Source organism: Acidovorax sp. ACV01 (assembly GCF_014851495.1).
Taxonomy (GTDB): domain Bacteria; phylum Pseudomonadota; class Gammaproteobacteria; order Burkholderiales; family Burkholderiaceae_C; genus Acidovorax; species Acidovorax radicis.
Map to the genome: position 1 here is coordinate 391,326 of NZ_JACUZT010000003.1, position 19,507 is coordinate 410,832.

The window sequence follows — 19,507 nt, forward strand, 5'->3', positions numbered from 1 at the left end:
AGGGGATGTTGTGGTGCGCGGTCAGGCGATGGTGGTCGTGGCCTGCTGCTGCGTCGGGCGCCGAGCCACCAGCCGGTTGGCTACGCTCACGATGGCCAGCACCGACGCCGTCACGATGTTGTGGCTCATGCCCGCGCCAAAGGTGGAGCCTGCCACGCCTTCCATCGCAGCCTCCACGATGGCCAGCGCCTGGGCGTTGGCGCCCGTGCCGGTGGCGCGCTCTTCGTAGTGGTCCACGCGCAGCGGCAGGCCGAGGGCATCCACCGTGGCGGCGATCGGCCCATTGCCCTGGCCGCGCAAATGCTGGCGCGTGCCGTCGATGGTCACGTCGAGCTCGATGCCCTGCCCGTCTTCATCGAGCCGGTGGCTGTGGCAGATGATGGTCGCCTGGGCTGGGGCGCGCAGGTAGGTGGCCTGGAACAGGTCCCACAGTGCCTCGCCGCTCATCTCGCCTTCGCTCGCGTCCGTCTGGCGCTGCACCACGGCGCTGAACTCCACCTGCATGCGGCGCGGCATCACCACGCCGTGTTCGCGCTCCAGCAAGAAGGCGATGCCGCCCTTGCCCGACTGGCTGTTCACACGGATCACGCTGTCATAAGTGCGGCCCAGGTCCGCGGGGTCGATGGGCAAGTACGGCACCTCCCACAGCGCGCTCGGGTCCTGCGCGGCGAAGCCCTTCTTGATCGCGTCCTGGTGCGAGCCCGAGAACGCGGTGAACACCAGGTCGCCTGCGTAGGGGTGGCGTGGGTGCACGGGCAGCGAGGTGCATTCCTCGGCAATGCGCGCCACCGAGGTGATGTCCGAAAAATCGAGGTTCGGGTGCACGCCCTGCGTGTACATGTTGAGCGCCAACGTCACGATGTCCACGTTGCCGCAGCGCTCGCCGTTGCCGAAGAGGCAGCCTTCCACGCGGTCGGCGCCGGCCATCATCGCCAGCTCTGCTGCGGCCACGCCGGTGCCGCGGTCGTTGTGCGGGTGCACCGAGAGCGTGATGTGTTCGCGGGGGGCGAGGCGCCGGTCCATCCACTCGATCTGGTCGGCGAACACGTTGGGCGTGGCGTTCTCCACTGTGGTGGGCAGGTTGATGATGATGGGGCGGCCGGGCCCGGCGTTCCAGGCCGCGATGGCGGTCTGGCAGGCCTTGAGCGACACATCAAGCTCGGTGGCGCTGAAGGTCTCGGGCGAGTACTGCAGCGTCCACTCTGTGGCGGGCTGCGCGTCGGTGAGCTGCTTCAGGTAGCCCACGTGGTGCGCGATGAGCTGCATCACCTGCGTCACGTTCATGCCGAACACGATGCGCCGCCAGGCGGGGGCTGTGGCGTTGTACAGGTGCACGATGGCGCGGGGCGCGCCCTTGACGGCCTCCACCGTGCGCGCGATCAGGTCCTCGCGCGACTGGGTCATGACCATGATGGTCACGTCGTCGGGGATCAGGTCCTCGTCGATGAGGCGGCGCACGAAGTCGAAGTCGGTCTGCGACGCGGCCGGAAAGCCGACCTCGATCTCCTTGAAACCGATGCGCACCAGCTCCTCAAAGAGCTTCATCTTGCGCTCGCCGTTCATCGGCTCGAACAGCGCCTGGTTGCCGTCGCGCAAATCGGTGGAGAGCCACACGGGCGCGCGGGTGATGCTGCGGGTGGGCCACTGGCGGTCGGTCAATGCGACCGGGGCGATGGGCTGGTACTTGGTGGCGGGCTTGGCAATCATGAGAGGCTCCACGAACGGTGTGTGCGGTGCGCTGGAAGAAATGCGCGGTGCACGGGTCAGACGAAATGAAAGAAACAAAACGTGTGACATCCCCTGCAGCCCTTTGCGTGTGCAAAGGCTGGTTCGCGGGCCGGGGTCAGGGGGAGATCAGGTGTTGCGCTGAGCGAGTCAGGCAACGGTGGCGAACGCAGGCAGACCCCGGCCAAGCACTAGTAGGCTTAGCGATAGGGTGGGTAGGAGCATGCTGCGTTGCATAGGGGTTCGAAGATAGCACAGGCTTGCTGCGGCGCGCAAGGTTTTGATAAAAAATCGCCGCTAGCGCTTGATGGATAAGCGCTAATAGCTATCAAAATGGTAGTGAATGCTGCTGGTAGGATGGCGCCTTTCGCTTTGCCCCCTTCGCCTTCGCTTCGTCAGGAGACCCTCCCATGCCCTACATGCTGATCATCATGGAACCCCACGGCCAGCGGGCCGAGCGCGGGCTGGCGGGCGGGCAAGAGGCCTATGCCCGCATGCTGCGGTTTGGCGAGGGCCTGCAGGCCCGGGGCCTGCTGCGCGCCACCGAATCCCTGGCATCCACCGAACAGGCCGTGCGTTTGCAAGTGCGCGAGGGGCAGACCCGACTGGTGGATGGCCCGTTCGCCGAGACGAAAGAAATGGTGGGCGGCTTCTACCTGCTCGACTGCGCCACGCGTGACGAGGCGGTGGCCATTGCCCGGGAATGCCCGGCCGCCGAATGGGCCACCATCGAGGTGCGCGAGGTGGCACCGTGTTACCACGGGGCAACGTGAAGTGCTGCGCTGACGCTTTTCACGCCCCCCGGCGCGCCGTGCGTTCCTGCAGCAGGGCCTGAAACTGCTCCACCGGCATGGGCCGCGCAAGCAGGTAGCCCTGCAGCACGTCACAGCCCTGGTGCACCAGATAGTCGGCCTGTTCCGGCGTTTCCACCCCTTCGGCTGTGATCTGCAGCCCCAGGCCGTGGGCCAGCGCCACGATGGCGGTGACGATGGTGCGGCTGTGTTCCTGGCCGGGCAGGTCCTTGACAAAGCTGCGGTCGATCTTCAGGCGGCGCATCGGCAATTGACGCAGGTAGCCCAGGGACGAGTAGCCGGTGCCAAAGTCATCAATGGCCAGGTGAATGCCCAGCTGGCTCAGGCGGTGCAGGGTGTGAGCGCCAGCCTCCATGTTGTCCATCAGCACGGTTTCGGTGAGTTCGATTTCGAGCAGGTGGGCGGGCAGGCCCTCTTCGCGCAGGATGTCCATCACGCGCTCCAGGAACTGCGGGTCGCCCAGTTGCCGGGCCGAGATGTTGACGGACACCCGCAGCGGCCCGCCGGCCTGCCACCGGGCGGCATCGCGGCAGGCCGTGCGCATCACCCAGTAGCCCAGCGGCACGATGAGGCCGCAGTCCTCGGCCACCATCACCGCCTCCAGCGGCGAGACGTTGCCCAGCTCTGCATGCGACCAGCGCAGCAGTGCCTCGGCGCCCACCAGGGCGCGGTCGGTGGCGGCAAAAAGCGGCTGGTAGTGCAGCGCGAGGCCCTCGCCCCGCTGCAGCGCAGCGCGCAGCGCGTGCTCGATGGCCTGGCGCCGAACCACCGCCTGGTTCATCGATGCGTCAAACCGCACACAGCGGTTCTTGCCCATCTCTTTGGCGCGGTACATGGCGGTATCGGCATTGCTGACCAGGCCGTCCATGTCGGCCGCGTCGCCCGGGAAGGTGGCGATGCCTGCACTGCAGGTCACGGTCACCTGCTGGCCGACTTCGGTGAACGAATGGAGGAAGGTGCCGACGATCCGCTGGCCATAGGTATTGAGCGCCGCGTCGTCCATGTCCAACGGCAGGATCACGGCGAACTCGTCGCCCCCCAGGCGCGAGATCGCGTCGGTGCTGCGCACCACGGACTGCAGGCGCCTTGCCACCTGGCGCAGCAAACCGTCTCCGGCCGCATGCCCGAAGGTGTCATTGAGGGTCTTGAAATTGTCGAGATCGATGTACACCAGGGCCACGCGGGTGCCCAGGCCCCGGGCCGCTTCGATCTCTGCGCCCAGGCGTTCGTTGAAGGCATGCCGGTTGCCGGTGCCTGTGACCGCATCGGTATGGGCGAGCGCATGCAGGCGGTTTTCGGCATTGCGCACGGCCGCCCGGCTGCGCAGCACCATGGCGGCCGCCAGGGCCATCACACACCCGGCAATCAGCAACGCGCTGACAAAGCGGATGGCCAGGCGGGAGTACACCGCGCTCATCGACTTGCGAAAGTACAGTGTTCCCGATGCCACGCCCGCCGTTTCGACTGGCCGGACAATCTCCAGGACGCGCAGGCCCGCACGCTCGGCCATCCCTCCCATCCCAGCGGCCGCCAGCGTGGCGGGGAAGTTCTCGTCCGGGCTGCGTGTGTACTGCGCCAGCGGTAGGCCCCGCACGTCATACACGCTGGCACCCAGCACCATGGGCGATGATTTCAACGCCCCCAGCATTTCGGTGGCGGTGCGTGCATCACGGAACATGACAGCGGCCGCGATGTTGTCTGCCACGATGGAGGCCTCCACGCGGCTGTCCTGCAACATGGACTGGCGCGTGCTCCAGTAGTCCAGCCCGGTGAGGGCCAGCACCACGGTCAAAAGCGCCAAGCCTGCTGCCAGAATGCCTGTCACCACCAGCCTGGACGACAGCAGCACGGGCGGCAGCGGTGGTGCCGGTATCGGGGCCTGAGATTCGGGGGCCTGGGTTTTCATCGGTTCACCTTGGCCAGCCGCAGCAGTCTGGAGCTGATCGTGAGGCCGGCCTTGGCGGCGGCGTCGGGACTGATGCCAAACACGATACGCCCTTCCTGCTGGGCCAGGGCGATGACGATCTCCGGGTTGACGAAGGTGAGTTCATCCGCAATCGTCAAGACCCCGTGGGACGGGGGCAGTGTCCGCAGCATTCGCAATGCCTGCTCCACGTCTGCGTTCTGGAGGATGAGCATGCGGCAGTGGCGGATGCCCGCCAACTCCAGGAGTTTGATCCGCACGGTGCGGCCTTTGGCGGTTGGTTTGCCTTCCAGCGCGGTCAGCGGGCGTTTCAGTGGACTGAAGGGAGACACGCAGATGGACAGCTCGTTGCCCGCGGCCATATCGCTATCGGGCCATTCGATGAACTGGATGAAGTTGAAGATGTAGGCTGCCTTGAGGTCGAGTTCCTCCACGGGATCGGTGGCGTGCGCGAGGCCACCCACCCCGCCCAGCAGACACAGGCCGATCCACAGCATCTTGCGCAGTCGGATGGCGTTGTGCATGGCTCAGAACGCGTAGGTGAGCTTGAGCCGGTAGGTCCGTCCATCCTGCCGGATCGACGCTTCGCGGATCTCGTACGAGGCGGGGTCCGCAGCGCGGTGGTTGAACAGGTTGTACACGCCCATCGATACGTCCACATCCGCAAAGCGCTTGGTGTAGACGATATTGGTGACGATGGAGCCCGGCAGGCGCGAACCCGTGAGGGTTCTGCGCGCGCCTACGGCAATGGCCTCCACCGCATACTGACCCGGTTTGCCCGGGCCTTGCGCGCCCAGCGCCAGGGTGTCCGACCACTGTGCCTTGAGCAGGTGCCGGGGAGAATTGGTCAGTGGCTCCGGGGTGCTGGTGTCACGCGCCTTTTGCCAGCCATAGGCCACGCGCAGGCGGGAGCCGCCTTGCCAGCGCTGCTCCACCTCGGCTTCCAGGCCCTGAACCCGCACGCGGCCGGTGTTGCTGAACGTGAGCCTGTCCGGCACGTTGGCATCGCCCAGCGAGATCAGATCGGTCACCTGCGATCGGAACGCCGTCAGCAGCATGCGGGTGGCGCCGGTGGGGGCGTGTTCGAGTGCCAGCTCCGTGGTGCGCACCTTTTCTGACCGCAGCAGGTTGGTGGTGCTCATGATGCCGCCGGGCAGGTCCACGCGGTAGTCGCGCTCGTAGGCATTGGGCGGCCGGTAGGCCGTGCCATGCAGCAGCTTGAGGGCGGTGGAGGGGCTCCACCAATACACCAGACCCAGCCGTGGATGGAAGCTGCCCGCGCTGCCGGACTGCTTGCCCCAGCGCAGCCCGGTGTGCAACGTGAGCGTGGGGGCCAGTGCAAATTCATCCTGCACGTAGATGCCCAGTGCATCGCCTGTACGGCTGGCGTCGAGGTACTGCGCGGGTGGATCCAGGTCGATGTTGAGTTGCTGGACGCGCGTATCGCGCCGGTAGTCAATGCCCCACGCGAGCTTGTGGCGGGCAATTGCGGTGCTGACCCATTGCCCGTCGGTGCCCCACCATTGCCCGGTGCCGATGTCGCGGTTGAGCGTGAGGGGCGGATAGTCGTACGCGTAGTCGCCCACGAAGCGGTAGCGCCCCGCATGCACGCGGCCGGTGAATGCCAGCGAGGGCGACAGCTGGCTCGTCATTTCGGCCGCCAGGCGGGTGGTGGTGTCGATGTAACGTGAGCGCGGGTCGTTGAATGCCTGGGAGAACGAGGCTGTGGGCGTGCCCTTGGTGCGCTCGCCATGGGCCAGGGTGAGCGTCAGCCCTTCCCGCTGCATCCGCGCAAACAGCTGGGTGCTGCGGTCAAAATCCAGGCGCTGTGCGATGCCGTGGTTGCTTTCGGGCGCATCGAACGCCGAAAAATACTGGTCGGCGCCCCGGCTGCTCGAGCGTGTCACCGCGACGAGCCAGTCGCCGCCTTGGGTGTCCACCGTTCCCAGCGAGAAGCGGGCCTTGGCGCTCCCTTGGCTGCCAGCCTCCACACTGAGCTGCGGCCCGGCCAGCTGGCGGCCGTTGCGCGTGATGACGTTGACCACGCCAAAGAACGCATTGGCCCCATATACCGCCGAGCCAGGTCCGGGCACGAATTCCACGCGGTCCACCAGGTCCAGATCGAGCGGAAAATCCGTGCCGATGGTGGCCTGGTCGTAGAGGTTGTCGTTGAAGCGCACCCCGTTGACCAGCAGCAGCACCCGGGTGTTGTAGTCGCCCGGCGTGGCAAATCCGCGTGTGCCGAGGTAGTGGTAGGAGCGGTCGTACGAGACATACAGCCCGCGCATGCTGCCCAGCACTTCGGCCAGCGTGCGGTAGCCAAAAAGCCGGATGTCGTCTGCGGTCACCACGCTCACCACGGCGGGTGCTTCCAGGGCGGTTTGCGCATACCGGCTGGCCGTCCGGACCTCCATTTGCATGAGCTGCTCGAGCGGAAGCTGGGCGATGTCCTCCTGCGCAGCTGAATGGCATGTCCAGCCGCACAGCAGCGCCAGCGCCACCCGCTGTGCCCGCTGCGTCGTTCGTGGGTCCGATCCTCTTTTCATGGGCTGTGCACCCGCTGTGGTGGGGGCCCGCGCATGCGGGCCCTGGCGTTCTGGAGGTTCGTGAATCGGTGGGGCGAAATGTTTACAAAGTGTATCAATCGCCGGGCTTCCACAGGCCCTCTAGGGATCAGTGATGACCCTAGGGAAGATGTAAAAGATGGGCACTGCCTGCCCGGTGCCATGCCCCTTTCAGGGGCCTGCGCCTACTCTGCGTGTGCAGAGCCCTCACGGGCCGCAAATGCCTGCCCCACGCGGCGGTACAGGCGGCGCCAGCCGAACACGTACACCACCACCAGGGCCGCGGTGATAGCGAGCCAAGGGCTCCAGGGGCTGGAAGCCACAAAACGCCACGCCCAGTACAGCTCCGAAAAGCCCATCAGTGCAAAGGTGCCCAGCCCGATCCACGGGCCCTCGGCCCGCCAGGCCGCGACCGAGACGAACGCATGGCCCACCAAGGCTGCGAGGCCCAGCAGCAGGTGGGCGACCAGTGCCAGCACCGGCCGTTGCTCGAACCACCCCGCCATCCCCCGGAGGGTGGGGGGCGTGTCTGACTTGGCGGTCAGTGCGGCCTGCATCACAAACGCTGCCAGAAATCCCTTGTGCTGGAGCCTGCGTGCCGTGGTGTCCTGGCCTTGCAGGGCCGAGCCCACCACGCGCCGCGACAACCAGTCGCCCAGGTCACCACCCGCGCGTGGCCGGTCTTCTTCCTGCGCATCCGGGGGAAGCTGGGCCATCGCTTCGCGCGCCTTTGCACGCAGGGATTCGGGCACGTGTTCCAGCGCGCTGGGGCTGCGGCGCAGCGCGTGCGCACAGACAGCGACGGTGCGCAAGGTCTCGGGCACCTGCTCCAGGTGCCAGCCACCGTCCTGGACGTGGGCGATGCAGGCGTCCTCGCTGAGCATCCCGGCCGGTATTTGCGCAAAGCTTTTCACACCCTGCCGCAGTGCGGTGGCGTAGCGTGCGGGTGTCATGAGCCGCTTGGGCACAAAGCGCACGGTGTCTTCATCGGCGGCCAGCGCGGCGTCCACCATGGCGTGGGTGATGCGTTCACGCGGCACATCGGCCAGCGTGCGCGGGTGCGACTGCAGCTGTGCAATCAGCGTGGCGTCGTCGGCTGCATGGGCCTGGGTTTGTGCCAGGCTTTGCAGCCAGCGGGTGTCCTCGGCATCGTCCCATTGCGCGGTGTACGGGGACTGCAGCGACAACACCGTAGAGGCTTCGAGTGCGGCCTCCTCGGTACGGCCCAGCGCTCGGTAAACGCTGGCCAGGATGTAGCGCGGATGCTCTTCGTGGCGCACGCGGTCGAGGCTGAGGCGCGCGTCGGCGATGGCGCCTTCAAGGTCACCCGCCCACAGCCGCACCCAGGCGCGTTGCACATGCCAGTGGCTGCCCTCGCGGGGCTCGCCGTCCCGGTGGGCCTGGGCCAGGTCGTCCTCGACGAGTCGGGTGGTGACTTCCTCGCGCAGCGCCGCGGGCACGGAGGGAAACATGTCCCAGCGGTCGTGCAGTGCGGCCACGCACACATCCACGCTGCGCAGCGCCAGTGGAATCTTGTCCAGCGATAGGCCGTTGGCGCGCGCCGAGGCCAGGCACAGCGCGGGGGTGAGCATCCCGGCCGGGATGTGCTCGATCAGGCAACCATAGTCGTGCCTCACCGCGCGCTCGGCCAGCGCGGGTGTGATCTTGTGCGGGTCGATGTAGCTGATGTTGTAGATGTCTGCTTGCAGTGCCGCCTGCTCCACCGCATCGGTGCGCAGCCAGTGCGCAAGGTCCTTGAGCGGCGCCTGCGCCCGCACGGCCTTGAGCGCCAGCTCTGGCGTGAGCAGGCAGCCCCATACGTCGCACAGGCTGTTGTGGTCCCAGGTGGTGGGAATGCGGCTGTTGCGCTCGTCGCGCCAGTCCCATTCGGGCTGGCCGGCATACAGGCTGCGTGCCAGGGCCAGGGCTCCGGCGGTCATGCATTCGGGCGGTATGTCGGCCGCCTCGCGCAGGCCCCGGCGCACCAGTGCTTCGAGCCGCGAGGGGGTCTGCCAGGCCGCAGGCACATATTCCAGCGCTGCCACGTTCGCGGCCAGGGCGGCGTCCACCATGGCATCGTCCAGCCACTGCGCAGGCACATGGGCGATGGCGTAGCGGTCGCTGCGCACAGCCTGCAGCCACCCGTCAAGGGTCTGGGGTGGGTGCGTGGCCGATGCGTCATCGGGCGGTTGGCTGTGCAATGCCGGGCCATCGCTGTCGGGACCTTCAGGCTCGTCGTCGTCGCTGGGCGGTGCCGTGGCGGGGGCCGCCGTGCGGGTGCGCTGCGCCAGTTGCAGTGCGTCGATGCTGGGCGCGGCCATGAGCCACAGCTCCCACCACACATCGCCGTCGCCCGAATCCGAATGCTTGTAAAGCGTCAGCCACTGCTCGCGCGCCTCGTGCAGGGCTCCGCCGTCGCCTGGCAGGGGCTTGGCCAGCGCCACAGGCCAGGCCTGGGTGTAGTCGCCCCGTCGGTGCCAAGGTGCGGCGTGCTCCGGGTTGGGGTCGGCAGCGCCAAAGCGCACGGTCAGCTGCTGCACCATGGCCAAGCGGGCTTCGTCCACCGCGCGGTTGAGGTCGGTGCACAAAAACTCGTAAGGCCCGTTGTGCGACTCGCTCAGGTACGCGCGCATGACCCGCCGCACGACCACGGTGCGGTCGGCCTGCATCTGGTCGGGGTCTTTCGCCTCGTCGTCGTCGTCCTCCTCGCCGTCGGCGGGTTCGTCGGGCGCGAGTTCGTCGCCTGCGGCCAAGCGGTGCAGCCGGGCTTCGGCATCGGCCAGCAGGTCCATGGCCAGCGGCACGATGCCGTCGAGTGATTCCAGGTTTTCCAGGTGCTCGGTGAGCGGCGCGTTGAAGAACGGGCCTGGGGGCCAGCAGTTCTCGCGCACGCCGCTGCGCCACAGGGGCGTGCCCTCGGCGTCTAGCAAGGCCACCTGCTGTCCGTCGTAGTGCGCACGCCAGGCGACGATGCCCTCGCCGTCGATAAAAGCCAGCTGCCCGTCGCGGGTCAGAAAGGGCACCAGCGGCGTGTCCGGCGGGTGTCCCACCAGCCAGCCCTCGCCATCGGTCAGCGGCTCCAGCAAGTGGTCGGGGGCGGGCACGAAGCGCCCGTCCGGGTGCAGCAGACCCCAGTGCGCCGGGGCGGCTGCCGTGGCATCGGCCGCACCCTTGCGCACGGCGGCGGCGGTGCGCACCACGGCGTAGCCGCTTTCCGCGGAGAAGTCCGTTCCGTAGCTCAGGGGCGGCGTCGCAAGGGGCTTGCCGTCTGCCATGAGAAAGCCCGTGCCGTCATAGCTGTTGGCGGCCACGCCGCAGGCCATGCGCCGCGAGAGGTGGCGCCCGCCCTTCACAACCGCCTTGCCGCGCGCGTTGAGGTAGCCATGGCCGTTGTCCCAGGCGTTGGGTTCGTCGAAGAAGGCCAGGCCCTCGGCGTTGAAGGCGTCGATGCGCGGGTAGCGGGGCTCCAGCACCCAGCGGCCCTGTGCGTCGATGAGGCCGTAAGTGTCGCCGTCCAGCGAGGCGGCTGTGGCGCTGGATTCGCCAAAGGGCCGCGCATCGCGAAAGCGTGGCTCGATCACCCAGCGCCCCGTGCGGTCCACGAAGCCCTGGGTGCGCTGGTTGCCCGCCTTCTTCCACAGCGTGGCGCGCGCCAGGCCGTTGGTGCCAAACGGGCTCAGCTCGTGGAACACCTCGTCACCGGTGGTGTGCCCCGCGCGGTCAATGATGCGCCAGGCATCCTGGCCAATCTGCACCGCACACAAACCGTTGCGAAACGGCTGGGCGTTGTCGAACGCGGGGGGGATGACCACCGTTCCCGCCAGGTCCACGAAGCCCCAGCGTCCGCCGTCGCAAAAACGCGCCAGCCCATCCTCGGAAAAACTGCGCGCGTTCTGCAGCGTGGGCGGCACACGCCACCGGCCTTCGCCATCGATGTAGCCCCACAGCCCGCTGGCAGCCCGGGCGGCGCCGATCCAGCCGCCACACCCGTCAGCCCAGAAGCGCAGCACCTCGGCCAGTCCTTCGGGGGGCACCACGGCCCGGCCCGGATGGACGATGACCAGCGCCAGGGTCTGGTGGCTGGGCGTGAGCGGGATGCTGGCCAGCCAGGGGGGTGTCGGTTCGGTGTCGTTGTGGCTGGTCATTGTGTGGTCGGGGTCCCTCGCGGGGCATCCTACCGAGGCATATCGCGATGGCCGGTAACCATTTGCACGGCTTGGCGGATACGCCACAGCGGTCTTCACCGAAGGCCTTGACGACCCTCTCCAGCCTGCCAGACATCTTTTTTCTAGGTAAAAACCCTCATTCGGTCCCCAAGATGTCGATCTGCCGCAGGTTCGTTCGTCGTGTTGGTGAAGGCCACGGATTTCGCCATGGCCCGCCACTGGTAACCCGAGGAGAACCACCATGCGATTCATGATCATCGTCAAAGCCACCACGGAATCTGAACAAGGCTGCATGCCCACTGCGGCCCTCATGACCGAGATGGCCCGCTACCACGAAGCACTGGCCCATGCCGGCGTGTTGCTGGACGGCAGCGGCCTCAAGCCCAGCGCACAGGGCTGGCGCGTGCGCTACAGCGGCAGCAGTCGCACCGTGACCGACGGGCCGTTCACCGAAACCAAGGAACTCATCGCGGGCTACACGCTGATCCAGGTGCGCAGCCGCGATGAGGCACTGGAATGGACGCGCCGTTTTCCCAACCCACGCGGCGAAGGGCTGGATACCGAGATCGAAGTGCGCCAGCTGTTCGAGATGGAGGACTTTGCGGGCATCGACGGCGTGGAGCAATTCCGCGACCTGGAAGCCCTGCGCGGCTGATGTCGCACCCCGTTTTATTCAGAACCTCTTCAAGGACCACACCATGATCAAGACCATCGCCCTCGTGCTGCTCGCCGCCATTGCGCTGCTGCTGGCCTACGCCGCCACCCGCCCTGACACCTTCCGCGTGGAGCGCAGCCGCGTGATCCCCGCGCCGCCAGAACGTGTGTACGGACTCATCCACGACCTGCGCCAGTTCAACACCTGGAACCCGTATGAGCGCAAGGACCCTGCCGCCAAGGGCCAGTACAGCGCCACCACCACAGGCCCCGGCGCGCGTTATGCGTGGCAGGGCGACAAGGTAGGCACCGGCAGCATGGAGATCGTCGACGCCACGGCTCCTGCGCGGGTTGCGATGAAGCTCGACTTTGTGGCCCCGTTCGAAGCCCACAACCAGGTCGAGTTCACGCTGAAGCCCGAAGGGGCGGGCGGCACACGCGTCACCTGGGCCATGCAGGGCCCCGTGCCCTACCTCGCCAAGATCGCCCACCTGTTCTTCAACATGGACCGCATGGTGGGGCAGGACTTCGAGGACGGCCTGACCAACTTGCAGGCCGTGGCGCAAAAACCGGCGGCCTGAACAGCGCACCTTTGCCAAACCTCTTGTTTCCCTTTACCTTCTCACCCCTTCAGGAGCCTCCCATGCACAAGCAAATCTTCGTGAACCTGCCCATCGAAAACATGGCCCGCGCGCAGGCGTTCTTCCGCGCGCTGGGCTATGAGTTCAACCCCGATTTCACCAACGAACAAGGCGCCTGCCTGGTCGTGGGCGAGAACCTGTACGTGATGCTGCTGGTCAAGGACTTCTACCAGACCTTCACCAGCAAGACGATCGCCGACGCACGCACCACGTCCGAGGTGCTGGTGTGCTTCTCGTGCGACAGCCGCGAAGAAGTCGACGCCCTGGTTGCCAAGGCCGTGGCGGCCGGCGGCACCTCGCCGCGCCCGGTGCAGGACCTGGGCTTCATGTACTCGCGCAGTTTTGACGACCTCGATGGCCACAGCTGGGAGTTCGTGCACATGGTGGATGCCAGCAAGGCGCTGGGCTGAGCGTTCATCGAGGCCACCAATGCAAAACCCCGGCAGTCCTGATGCCGATGCCAGCGCCGATGCCCTGCACCGCACCATCGATTCGGTGTGGCGCATCGAGGCGGCGCGCATCATCGCCAGCGTGGCGCGCATGACGCGGGACGTGGGCCGGGCCGAAGAGCTGGCGCAGGACGCACTGGTGGCCGCGCTGGAGCACTGGCCCACTACCGGCCTGCCTGCCAACCCGGCGGCATGGCTCATGACCACGGCCAAGCGCCGTGCCATCGACCACCTGCGCCAGCACGCCCTGCACACGCGCGAGAACGAGGCGCTGGGCCACGACCTGGATGCGCTCGAAGCGCAGTACGCGCCCGACGTGGTGGACACCCTCATGCACGCACAGCAGGACGACATTGGCGACGACCTGCTGCGGCTGATCTTCACCGCCTGCCACCCCGTGCTGCCCACCGAGGCGCGCGTGGCGCTCACGCTGCGGCTGCTGGGCGGCCTCACCACGGTCGAGATCGCGCGGGCATTCCTCGTGCCCGAGCCCACCATCGCGCAGCGCATCGTGCGCGCCAAGCGCAGCCTGTCGGCCGCCCAAGTCCCGTTTGAGGTGCCATGCGCGGCCGAGCGCACGCCGCGCCTGGCCTCGGTGCTCGAAGTCATCTACCTCATCTTCAACGAAGGCTATGCAGCCACGGCGGGCGACGACTGGATGCGGCCCGCGCTGTGCGGCGAGGCGCAGCGCCTGGTGCGTGTGCTGGCCAGCCTGGTGCCCGACGAGCCCGAAGTGCAGGGGCTGGTGGCGCTGCTGGAAATCCAGGCGTCGCGCCTGCCTGCGCGCACCAACGCACAAGGCCAGCCTGTGCTGCTGATGGACCAGGACCGCGCGCGCTGGGACCCGCTGCTGGTGCGCCGGGGCTTGGCGGCGCTGGACAAGGCGGAGCAGCTGGCGCGCGCTGGCCACGCCTGGGGGCCGTATGCCCTGCAGGGCGCCATTGCCGCCTGCCATGCGCGCGCGCGCCGCGCGCAAGACACCGACTGGCACCACATCGTGGCACTGTATGACGCGCTGCTGCAGGTGGCGCCGTCCCCGGTGGTGGCGCTCAACCGTGCCGTGGCGGTGGGCATGGCCCTGGGGCCAGAAGCTGCGCTGGCCTTGGTGGATGAACTGGCCGCAGAACCCAGCCTGCGCCATTACCACTGGCTGCCCAGCGTGCGTGGCGATCTGCTGGCCAAGCTCGGGCGCCAGGCCGAGGCCCGGGGGGAGTTCGGAAGGGCCGCCGGCCTGACGCGCAATGCCCAAGAAAAGGCCCTGCTGCTGGCCCGAGCGGCAGCAGTTTCGCCAGAATGAAACCTGTCCTCACTGACACGCCGTTTCGACCATGCCACACCCCACCCTTGCGTTCCCTCTGGAAGGAGGCTGCGCCTGCCGCCATGTGCGCTACCGCATGGAGACCGCGCCGCTGTTTGTGCACTGCTGCCACTGCCGCTGGTGCCAGCGTGAAAGCGGGGCCTCCTTTGCGCTGAACGCCATGATCGAAGCCGACCGGGTGACGCCGCTGGTGGGTGCGGTGGAGCTCATCGACACCCCTTCAGAAAGCGGTTTTGGCCAGAAGGTCGCGCGCTGCCCCCATTGCCAGGTGGCGGTGTGGAGCCACTACGCGGGTGCGGGGCCGCTGGTGGCCTTTGTGCGCGTGGGCACGCTCGATGCGCCCGACCATCTGCCCCCCGATGTGCACATCTTCACGGCCTCCAAACAGCCGTGGGTGGTGCTGCCGCCCGGCACGCCGGCCGTGGCGGAGTACTACGACCGTGAAGCCCTGTGGCCCGCGGCCAGCCTGGCGCGCCGGCAGACCTTGCTGCCGCGCATTGCGGCGTACCGCACGGCGATGGGGCTTGACCCCGCCTGAGCGGGCCGTACCGGGTTCCCGGTGAAGGTTGGCCTAGCGTCGCTTGCGCTTTTTGACCAGTTGCCCGGATGGGGTGGCCACTTTGGGCGCCAGCCCCAGCGCAGCACGCGCCAGTGCATCGGCCGCTCCATTGTGGTGGCGCGGCACCCATTGCAGGTCCACCTGCGCAAACTGCCCCAGTGTTCTGCGTGCTTCGTCAAACAGCGGCGCCAGCCGCTCGATGGGTGCCACGGCCTGGGCGCGCCGCTGTCCTGGGGCGCCCAGTTGTTCTACCAGCACGCTGCTGTCGCTGATTACCTGCACTGTGGTCGAAGCCGCAACCACCTGTTGCTCCAACCACTGCAGCGCCCGCAGCAGCGCGCGCAGTTCGGCCTCGTTGTTGCAGCCGGTGAACGAGGTGGCTTCGGAAATGCGGTGCTGCGGGGTCCCATCAGGCCCCACCAGCAACGCCCCCAGCCCCATACGCCCCGGGTTGGGCACGGCACTGCCGTCGCAATGGACGACCCAGTGGGCGGGTTCAGCGGCCACGGCTTATTTGTAGAACGCTTCTACTTTGCCCTTGAGCTTGATCATCAGCGGCTGGCCCTTGCGGTCCACCGTCTTGCCCGCAGGCACCTTGACCCAGCCTTCGCTGACGCAGTATTCCTCGACATCGCTGCGGTCCTTGCCGTTGAAGCGGATGCCGATGTCGTGCTTGAACACCTCGGCCACATGGTGCGGGCTGCGGGGGTCCACCGACAGATGGTCGGGCAGGGGTGGTGGCGTGGAGGAGGTGGTGGCGTCGGTCATGCAGAAGGCTCTGTGTGAAAAGGCAAGAGGAAAGGAAAAAAAACGGAAAGCGCGGATTCTCCGGGATTTAGGGCCGCAGCGGCTCGCAATGCCCCTTGAACAGGTGCCTATCGCCCCATCGGGGCCACGCCGATCAGCCAGGCATGTGCCCAGAACGCAAAGCCAGCCCAGGCCAAGGCCCCCACCACCACAGCCACGCCCGTGCCCGCCGCTGTGCCGGGTGCGTAGATGGTGTTCTGCATCCGGTCGCGCTGACGTGCGGCGCGAAAGCTCAGCACGGCCCACAGCAAAAAACTGCCAAACAACAGCACATCGGCCAGGTTGCCGTTGGACAGCAGATGCGCCAGCGCCCACACCTTCACGCCCAGCACCATGGGGTGGTGCAGCCGGGCCTTGAAGGCATTGCGCGGCACATAGGTGGCGGCCAGCAGGACGAAGGCCATCAGCGTCAGCAACGCTGCGGCGTGCCGCATGCCCAGGGGTGGCACCCACAGCACCACGGGCTGCTGCCGCGCCAGGCCATAGCCCCAGACGATGAGCGCCAGGCCCACGGCTGATGCCAGCGAATACAGCCCTTTCCACGGCCCCTCGCCCAGGCGCGCCAGCGTTTGCGTGCGCCAGCCGTCGGCCACGATGCGCACCGAGTGCACGCCCAGAAACAACACCAGCCCAAGCACCAGAAACCACATGGCAAAGCCTTTCATCGAGGATCGAATATTTCGGATTGCGTTGGCATCTGCCCGGCAAGGTGGTCGCAGTGCCTGTGCATCAGTATGCAGGGATTTTTCGGGAAAATAATAGCAAAAAATGCCGGCGGCGCTTGTCTATCAAGCGCTGATAGCTATTATTTTGATAGTGATTGGCCCTGCGTGACAACGGCAGGCCTCCATCACACCACCGCATGCTGCGCCAGCAGCGCCTCCACCTTGGGCTTGGCGCATCGCTGCAGCGTTTGCAGCAGCGCGTAGCTGGGCTCCGCCACCCGCCAGCGCGTGCGCAGGTCGTGCTGCATGCGTGCCAGCAGCGCCGCCGCCATCTCTGCATCGGCCAGCGCCCGGTGGGCCTGCCCCGTGCGTGGCAGGCCGTGGTAGGCCACCAGCGTGCCGAGTTTGTGGCTGGGCGCCTGCGGGTACAGGCGCCGTGACAGCAGCACGGTGCACGCAAACGGCTGCGGCGCGGGCAGCCCCGCCAGGGCCAGTTCGGCCTGCCAGAACTTGCTGTCAAACGACGCGTTGTGCGCCACCATGGGCGCACCGCCCACAAAACGCGCTGCGTCCTGCATCACCCCTGCCGCATCGGGCGCCGCGTTCACCATGGCGTTCGTGATGCCGGTGAGCTGGGTGATGAAGGACGGGATCCATACCCCAGTTTTCAGGAGGCTTTGAAACCGGTCCACCACCTGCCCTTCTTCCAGCAGCACGATCGCCACCTCGGTCGCGCGTGCGCCCTGGCCAGGCGAGATGCCGGTGGTTTCAAAGTCGATGACGGCGATGGGGGGCATGGGTGGGGCGCGTGGCTTTGGGGGACATATTGTCCGCGGTGTGGGTCGGGCCGCCTCTCGTCGGAACCAGGGCTCCAAGATACAGGACAGGCTCGGGGCCCTTGCCGCGAGGGCCTTATGATCTGCGCTCTTCAAATCGTCCGGTTCAGCTTGAGAGGTTGTCGGTAAGGCGCCGACATGATTGACCTCTCTACCTGGTTGCAGGGCTTTGTACTTGGCTTGGGCGTGTTCATTTGCCCAGGCCCGAAGGATGTCCTGATCCTTCGCGAAGCACTGCGTGGACGCTCTCCGGCCCAGCTGATTGCTGTGGGCTGCGGCAGCGATGCGGTGCTGATTGCCCTGGGGCTTCTCGGGCTGTCTGCTGCGCTCCAGGCGGAACCTGCATTGCGGTTGGCCGCGCAGGTGCTTGGCATTGCGCTTTTGGTCCTGCACGGCGGGTTGGCGGTGCGCAACGCCATGCGTGCCTGTCCTGCCGCGTCATTGAATGACGTCGCCGCAGCGGCCTCGGGGTCGCACGGATTGCACCAGCTTCTGTTCGTGTCGTTGCTCAATCCAGCGGCTTGGCTGGACACGGTACTGATCATCGGAGCAGTGGGCGCAGCGCTGCCGGCAGAGACCCACTGGAGCTATGCCACGGGCGCGGTGAGTGCCTCGCTGGTGTGGTTTTCGGTATGGGTTTTGGGCGCACGCAAAGCGCAGCGATTCATGGGGGCCTCCAGCGCATGCCGAGCGTTGGATGCCAGCATTGCCCTGGCGATGTGGGGGATGGCCCTCTGGATGTCCTGGGATCTGTGGTGAAACACCTGGGGATGGCCCGCATGATTCCCTGTGGTCTGTGGTCGCGCGGCGTTGGGCATCTCGGCGTCGGCCGATGCCCGGTGGGCCTGGCCCGTGTGCGGCAGCCCTGCGGGAACGCGTGCCCTACACTGCCCATCCCTTTTTCTCGACGGATCGAGCGGAGCAACGCATGAAGAAGAACGGTACCGATTCAGCCTGGCTCAAGGCGGCACTGGACTATGTGCCGCAATGGCTGGGCCTCCAGCTGGAGCGCTTCCGCCAGCCCGGGTGTTCCGTGGCCATCGCACGCGGCGGCGAGACCCTGGCAGAGCTGGCGCTGGGCGTGGCCGATATGCGGACTGGCAAACCCCTCACGCCCCGGCACCGCCTGCGCATCGCGTCGCACTCCAAGAGCTTCACGGCCACTGGGGTCATGCTGCTGCGCGAGCAAGGAAAAATCGGCCTGGACGATCCCATTGGCCGCTATGTCGATGGCCTGCACAAGGACCTGGCCCGGGCGCGCATTGGCGAGCTGCTGTCGCACGCCGCAGGCGTCACGCGCGACGGCCCCGATGCGGGCCAGTTCCTGGACCGGCGGGCCTTTCTCTCCCGTGCAGAACTGCTGGCGGACCTGCGCGACAAGCCACCGCTGGAGGCGGGGGTGCAGCTCAAATATTCCAACCACGGCTATGGCCTGCTCGGGCTGATGATGGAGCAGGTCACGGGCACGGAGTACGCGAGCTGGATGGTGCGCCATGTGATTGATGCTGCAGGCTTGCAGGAAACGGTGCCCGACATGCCGCGCCTTGCGCGGGGCGCCCCGATGGCGGTGGGCCACAGCAGTGAGTTTCCGTTCGGCCAGCGCCTGATCGTGCCTGGCGACAACGTGTGCGACGCCATGGCCCCGGCGGCCGGGTTTGTGTCCACCGCGTCGGATGTGGCCCGCTTCTTTTCGCAGCTGGCGCCAGACAGCAAGCGCAGCATCCTTTCGCCCGCCAGCCGCCGCGAGATGGCGCAGCGCCGCTGGCGCGACCCCTGCAACGTGTTCGAGTCCCACTACGGGCTGGGCACCATGCTCAGCGCGCCGGGCCCGCGTGAATGGATGGGGCACACCGGCGGGCTGCAGGGGTTTCTGTCGCGCACGGCGCGCTACCCCGCGCTGGACCTGACGGTGACCGCGCTGACCAACGCGCAGGATGGCTTGTCCACCGAGTGGGTGGACGGCATTTCCAGCATCCTGTTTGCGTTCCAGCAGCACGGCGCGCCTGCCAAAAAAGAGGCTGCCTGGGCGGGGCGCTGGTGGAGTCTGTGGGGCGCCAGCGATCTGGTGCCCATGGGCAATGTGGTCTGCCAGGTGGTGCCAGCGATGTTCGTGCCGTTCCACGAAGGAATGACCGAACTGGCCGTCACGGGGCGCGACGCCGCGATCATCCAGAAAGCCTCGGCCTACGCCAGCCCGGGCCAGGCGGTGCGCCGCGTGCGCGATGCCCACGGCGTGCCGACCGAACTGTGGGTGGGCGGCTCCAAGCTTCTGCCCAAGGACGCGATGCTGGCAGAGGCCACCCAGCGCTATCGCAAGAGCAAGACGCGCCCGGGGCGCAGTGCCTCGCCACAATGAGCGATGCGCCCCCGCGCATGCGCAATGGGCG

Annotated in this window: 17 protein-coding genes; 8 read left to right on the plus strand and 9 right to left on the minus strand. The window is 67.2% G+C overall.

What is annotated here, in order from left to right:
* Window positions 1-21: 21 nt before the first annotated feature.
* Entirely contained in the window at window positions 22-1,707 is a 1,686-nt protein-coding gene (gene leuA, locus IB243_RS10475) for a 2-isopropylmalate synthase (protein ID WP_192426828.1), read from the minus strand.
* Window positions 1,708-2,135: 428 nt separating this feature from the next.
* Between leuA and IB243_RS10480 the strand changes: the two genes are divergently transcribed.
* On the plus strand, window positions 2,136-2,498 hold the full coding sequence (locus IB243_RS10480; RefSeq protein ID WP_010465011.1) for a YciI family protein: 363 nt from the start codon (window positions 2,136-2,138) through the stop codon (window positions 2,496-2,498).
* Between the two features lie 19 nt (window positions 2,499-2,517).
* On the opposite strand, the gene IB243_RS10485 is transcribed toward IB243_RS10480, so the two are convergent.
* The 4 genes from IB243_RS10485 to IB243_RS10500 form a co-directional block, all read right to left on the minus strand.
* Window positions 2,518-4,443: a bifunctional diguanylate cyclase/phosphodiesterase gene (locus IB243_RS10485; RefSeq protein ID WP_192426829.1), complete on the minus strand. Its 1,926-nt coding sequence runs from the start codon at window positions 4,441-4,443 to the stop codon at window positions 2,518-2,520.
* The gene (locus tag IB243_RS10490; protein ID WP_192426831.1) at window positions 4,440-4,985 is read right to left on the minus strand and encodes a YfiR family protein; all 546 of its coding nucleotides are present in this window, start codon (window positions 4,983-4,985) and stop codon (window positions 4,440-4,442) included. The genes IB243_RS10485 and IB243_RS10490 overlap by 4 nt, the downstream gene beginning before the upstream one ends.
* A gap of 3 nt (window positions 4,986-4,988) precedes the next feature.
* The gene (locus IB243_RS10495) at window positions 4,989-7,007 is read right to left on the minus strand and encodes a TonB-dependent siderophore receptor (RefSeq protein WP_225584884.1); all 2,019 of its coding nucleotides are present in this window, start codon (window positions 7,005-7,007) and stop codon (window positions 4,989-4,991) included.
* Window positions 7,008-7,210: 203 nt separating this feature from the next.
* A complete protein-coding gene (locus IB243_RS10500; protein WP_192426833.1) occupies window positions 7,211-11,170 on the minus strand; it encodes a WG repeat-containing protein in 3,960 nt (1,319 codons plus the stop codon).
* A 262-nt stretch (window positions 11,171-11,432) separates the two neighbouring features.
* Here IB243_RS10500 and IB243_RS10505 point away from each other — a divergent pair, with 262 nt between their 5' ends.
* From IB243_RS10505 to IB243_RS10525, 5 genes are all read left to right on the plus strand, one after another.
* Window positions 11,433-11,846 (plus strand): YciI family protein, encoded by a 414-nt coding sequence (locus IB243_RS10505; RefSeq protein WP_010465001.1) that lies wholly within the window; start codon window positions 11,433-11,435, stop codon window positions 11,844-11,846.
* Window positions 11,847-11,889: 43 nt separating this feature from the next.
* A complete protein-coding gene (locus IB243_RS10510; RefSeq protein ID WP_057271194.1) occupies window positions 11,890-12,426 on the plus strand; it encodes an SRPBCC family protein in 537 nt (178 codons plus the stop codon).
* A gap of 62 nt (window positions 12,427-12,488) precedes the next feature.
* Window positions 12,489-12,896, plus strand: coding sequence for a VOC family protein (locus IB243_RS10515; RefSeq protein ID WP_010464999.1), 408 nt, complete (start codon window positions 12,489-12,491; stop codon window positions 12,894-12,896).
* Between the two features lie 19 nt (window positions 12,897-12,915).
* Window positions 12,916-14,232 carry an RNA polymerase sigma factor gene (locus IB243_RS10520; RefSeq protein WP_192426835.1) on the plus strand — a complete coding sequence of 439 codons (1,317 nt, stop codon included), beginning with the start codon at window positions 12,916-12,918 and terminating at the stop codon, window positions 14,230-14,232.
* Window positions 14,233-14,263: 31 nt separating this feature from the next.
* Window positions 14,264-14,791, plus strand: a complete 528-nt coding sequence (locus IB243_RS10525; RefSeq protein ID WP_192426837.1) for a GFA family protein — start codon at window positions 14,264-14,266, stop codon at window positions 14,789-14,791.
* 33 nt (window positions 14,792-14,824) lie between these two features.
* Here IB243_RS10525 and IB243_RS10530 read toward each other — a convergent pair whose 3' ends face one another.
* The 4 genes from IB243_RS10530 to IB243_RS10545 all read right to left on the minus strand — a co-directional run bounded on the left by IB243_RS10530 (window position 14,825) and on the right by IB243_RS10545 (window position 17,081).
* A complete protein-coding gene (locus IB243_RS10530) occupies window positions 14,825-15,319 on the minus strand; it encodes a ribonuclease HI family protein (RefSeq protein ID WP_192426839.1) in 495 nt (164 codons plus the stop codon).
* Window positions 15,320-15,322: 3 nt separating this feature from the next.
* Window positions 15,323-15,580 (minus strand): DUF3297 family protein, encoded by a 258-nt coding sequence (locus IB243_RS10535; RefSeq protein WP_192426841.1) that lies wholly within the window; start codon window positions 15,578-15,580, stop codon window positions 15,323-15,325.
* A 107-nt stretch (window positions 15,581-15,687) separates the two neighbouring features.
* Complete coding sequence (locus tag IB243_RS10540; RefSeq protein WP_192427416.1) at window positions 15,688-16,269, minus strand: NnrU family protein; 582 nt, start codon at window positions 16,267-16,269, stop codon at window positions 15,688-15,690.
* Between the two features lie 200 nt (window positions 16,270-16,469).
* Window positions 16,470-17,081, minus strand: coding sequence for a PolC-type DNA polymerase III (locus tag IB243_RS10545; RefSeq protein ID WP_192426843.1), 612 nt, complete (start codon window positions 17,079-17,081; stop codon window positions 16,470-16,472).
* A 177-nt stretch (window positions 17,082-17,258) separates the two neighbouring features.
* On the opposite strand from IB243_RS10545, the gene IB243_RS10550 reads away from it, so the two are divergent.
* Window positions 17,259-17,879: a LysE/ArgO family amino acid transporter gene (locus IB243_RS10550; protein ID WP_192426845.1), complete on the plus strand. Its 621-nt coding sequence runs from the start codon at window positions 17,259-17,261 to the stop codon at window positions 17,877-17,879.
* Between the two features lie 169 nt (window positions 17,880-18,048).
* Entirely contained in the window at window positions 18,049-19,476 is a 1,428-nt protein-coding gene (locus IB243_RS10555; RefSeq protein WP_192426847.1) for a serine hydrolase, read from the plus strand.
* Window positions 19,477-19,507 lie beyond the last annotated feature (31 nt).

What these genes read in the sequence shown, in the direction of transcription:
- leuA (WP_192426828.1), bottom strand. Translation starts at nt 1,707, where the DNA reads ATGATTGCCAAGCCCGCCACCAAGTACCAGCCCATCGCCCCGGTCGCA.
- IB243_RS10480 (WP_010465011.1), top strand. Translation starts at nt 2,136, where the DNA reads ATGCCCTACATGCTGATCATCATGGAACCCCACGGCCAGCGGGCCGAG.
- IB243_RS10485 (WP_192426829.1), bottom strand. Translation starts at nt 4,443, where the DNA reads ATGAAAACCCAGGCCCCCGAATCTCAGGCCCCGATACCGGCACCACCG.
- IB243_RS10490 (WP_192426831.1), bottom strand. Translation starts at nt 4,985, where the DNA reads ATGCACAACGCCATCCGACTGCGCAAGATGCTGTGGATCGGCCTGTGT.
- IB243_RS10495 (WP_225584884.1), bottom strand. Translation starts at nt 7,007, where the DNA reads ATGAAAAGAGGATCGGACCCACGAACGACGCAGCGGGCACAGCGGGTG.
- IB243_RS10500 (WP_192426833.1), bottom strand. Translation starts at nt 11,170, where the DNA reads ATGACCAGCCACAACGACACCGAACCGACACCCCCCTGGCTGGCCAGC.
- IB243_RS10505 (WP_010465001.1), top strand. Translation starts at nt 11,433, where the DNA reads ATGCGATTCATGATCATCGTCAAAGCCACCACGGAATCTGAACAAGGC.
- IB243_RS10510 (WP_057271194.1), top strand. Translation starts at nt 11,890, where the DNA reads ATGATCAAGACCATCGCCCTCGTGCTGCTCGCCGCCATTGCGCTGCTG.
- IB243_RS10515 (WP_010464999.1), top strand. Translation starts at nt 12,489, where the DNA reads ATGCACAAGCAAATCTTCGTGAACCTGCCCATCGAAAACATGGCCCGC.
- IB243_RS10520 (WP_192426835.1), top strand. Translation starts at nt 12,916, where the DNA reads ATGCAAAACCCCGGCAGTCCTGATGCCGATGCCAGCGCCGATGCCCTG.
- IB243_RS10525 (WP_192426837.1), top strand. Translation starts at nt 14,264, where the DNA reads ATGCCACACCCCACCCTTGCGTTCCCTCTGGAAGGAGGCTGCGCCTGC.
- IB243_RS10535 (WP_192426841.1), bottom strand. Translation starts at nt 15,580, where the DNA reads ATGACCGACGCCACCACCTCCTCCACGCCACCACCCCTGCCCGACCAT.
- IB243_RS10540 (WP_192427416.1), bottom strand. Translation starts at nt 16,269, where the DNA reads ATGTGGTTTCTGGTGCTTGGGCTGGTGTTGTTTCTGGGCGTGCACTCG.
- IB243_RS10545 (WP_192426843.1), bottom strand. Translation starts at nt 17,081, where the DNA reads ATGCCCCCCATCGCCGTCATCGACTTTGAAACCACCGGCATCTCGCCT.
- IB243_RS10550 (WP_192426845.1), top strand. Translation starts at nt 17,259, where the DNA reads ATGATTGACCTCTCTACCTGGTTGCAGGGCTTTGTACTTGGCTTGGGC.
- IB243_RS10555 (WP_192426847.1), top strand. Translation starts at nt 18,049, where the DNA reads ATGAAGAAGAACGGTACCGATTCAGCCTGGCTCAAGGCGGCACTGGAC.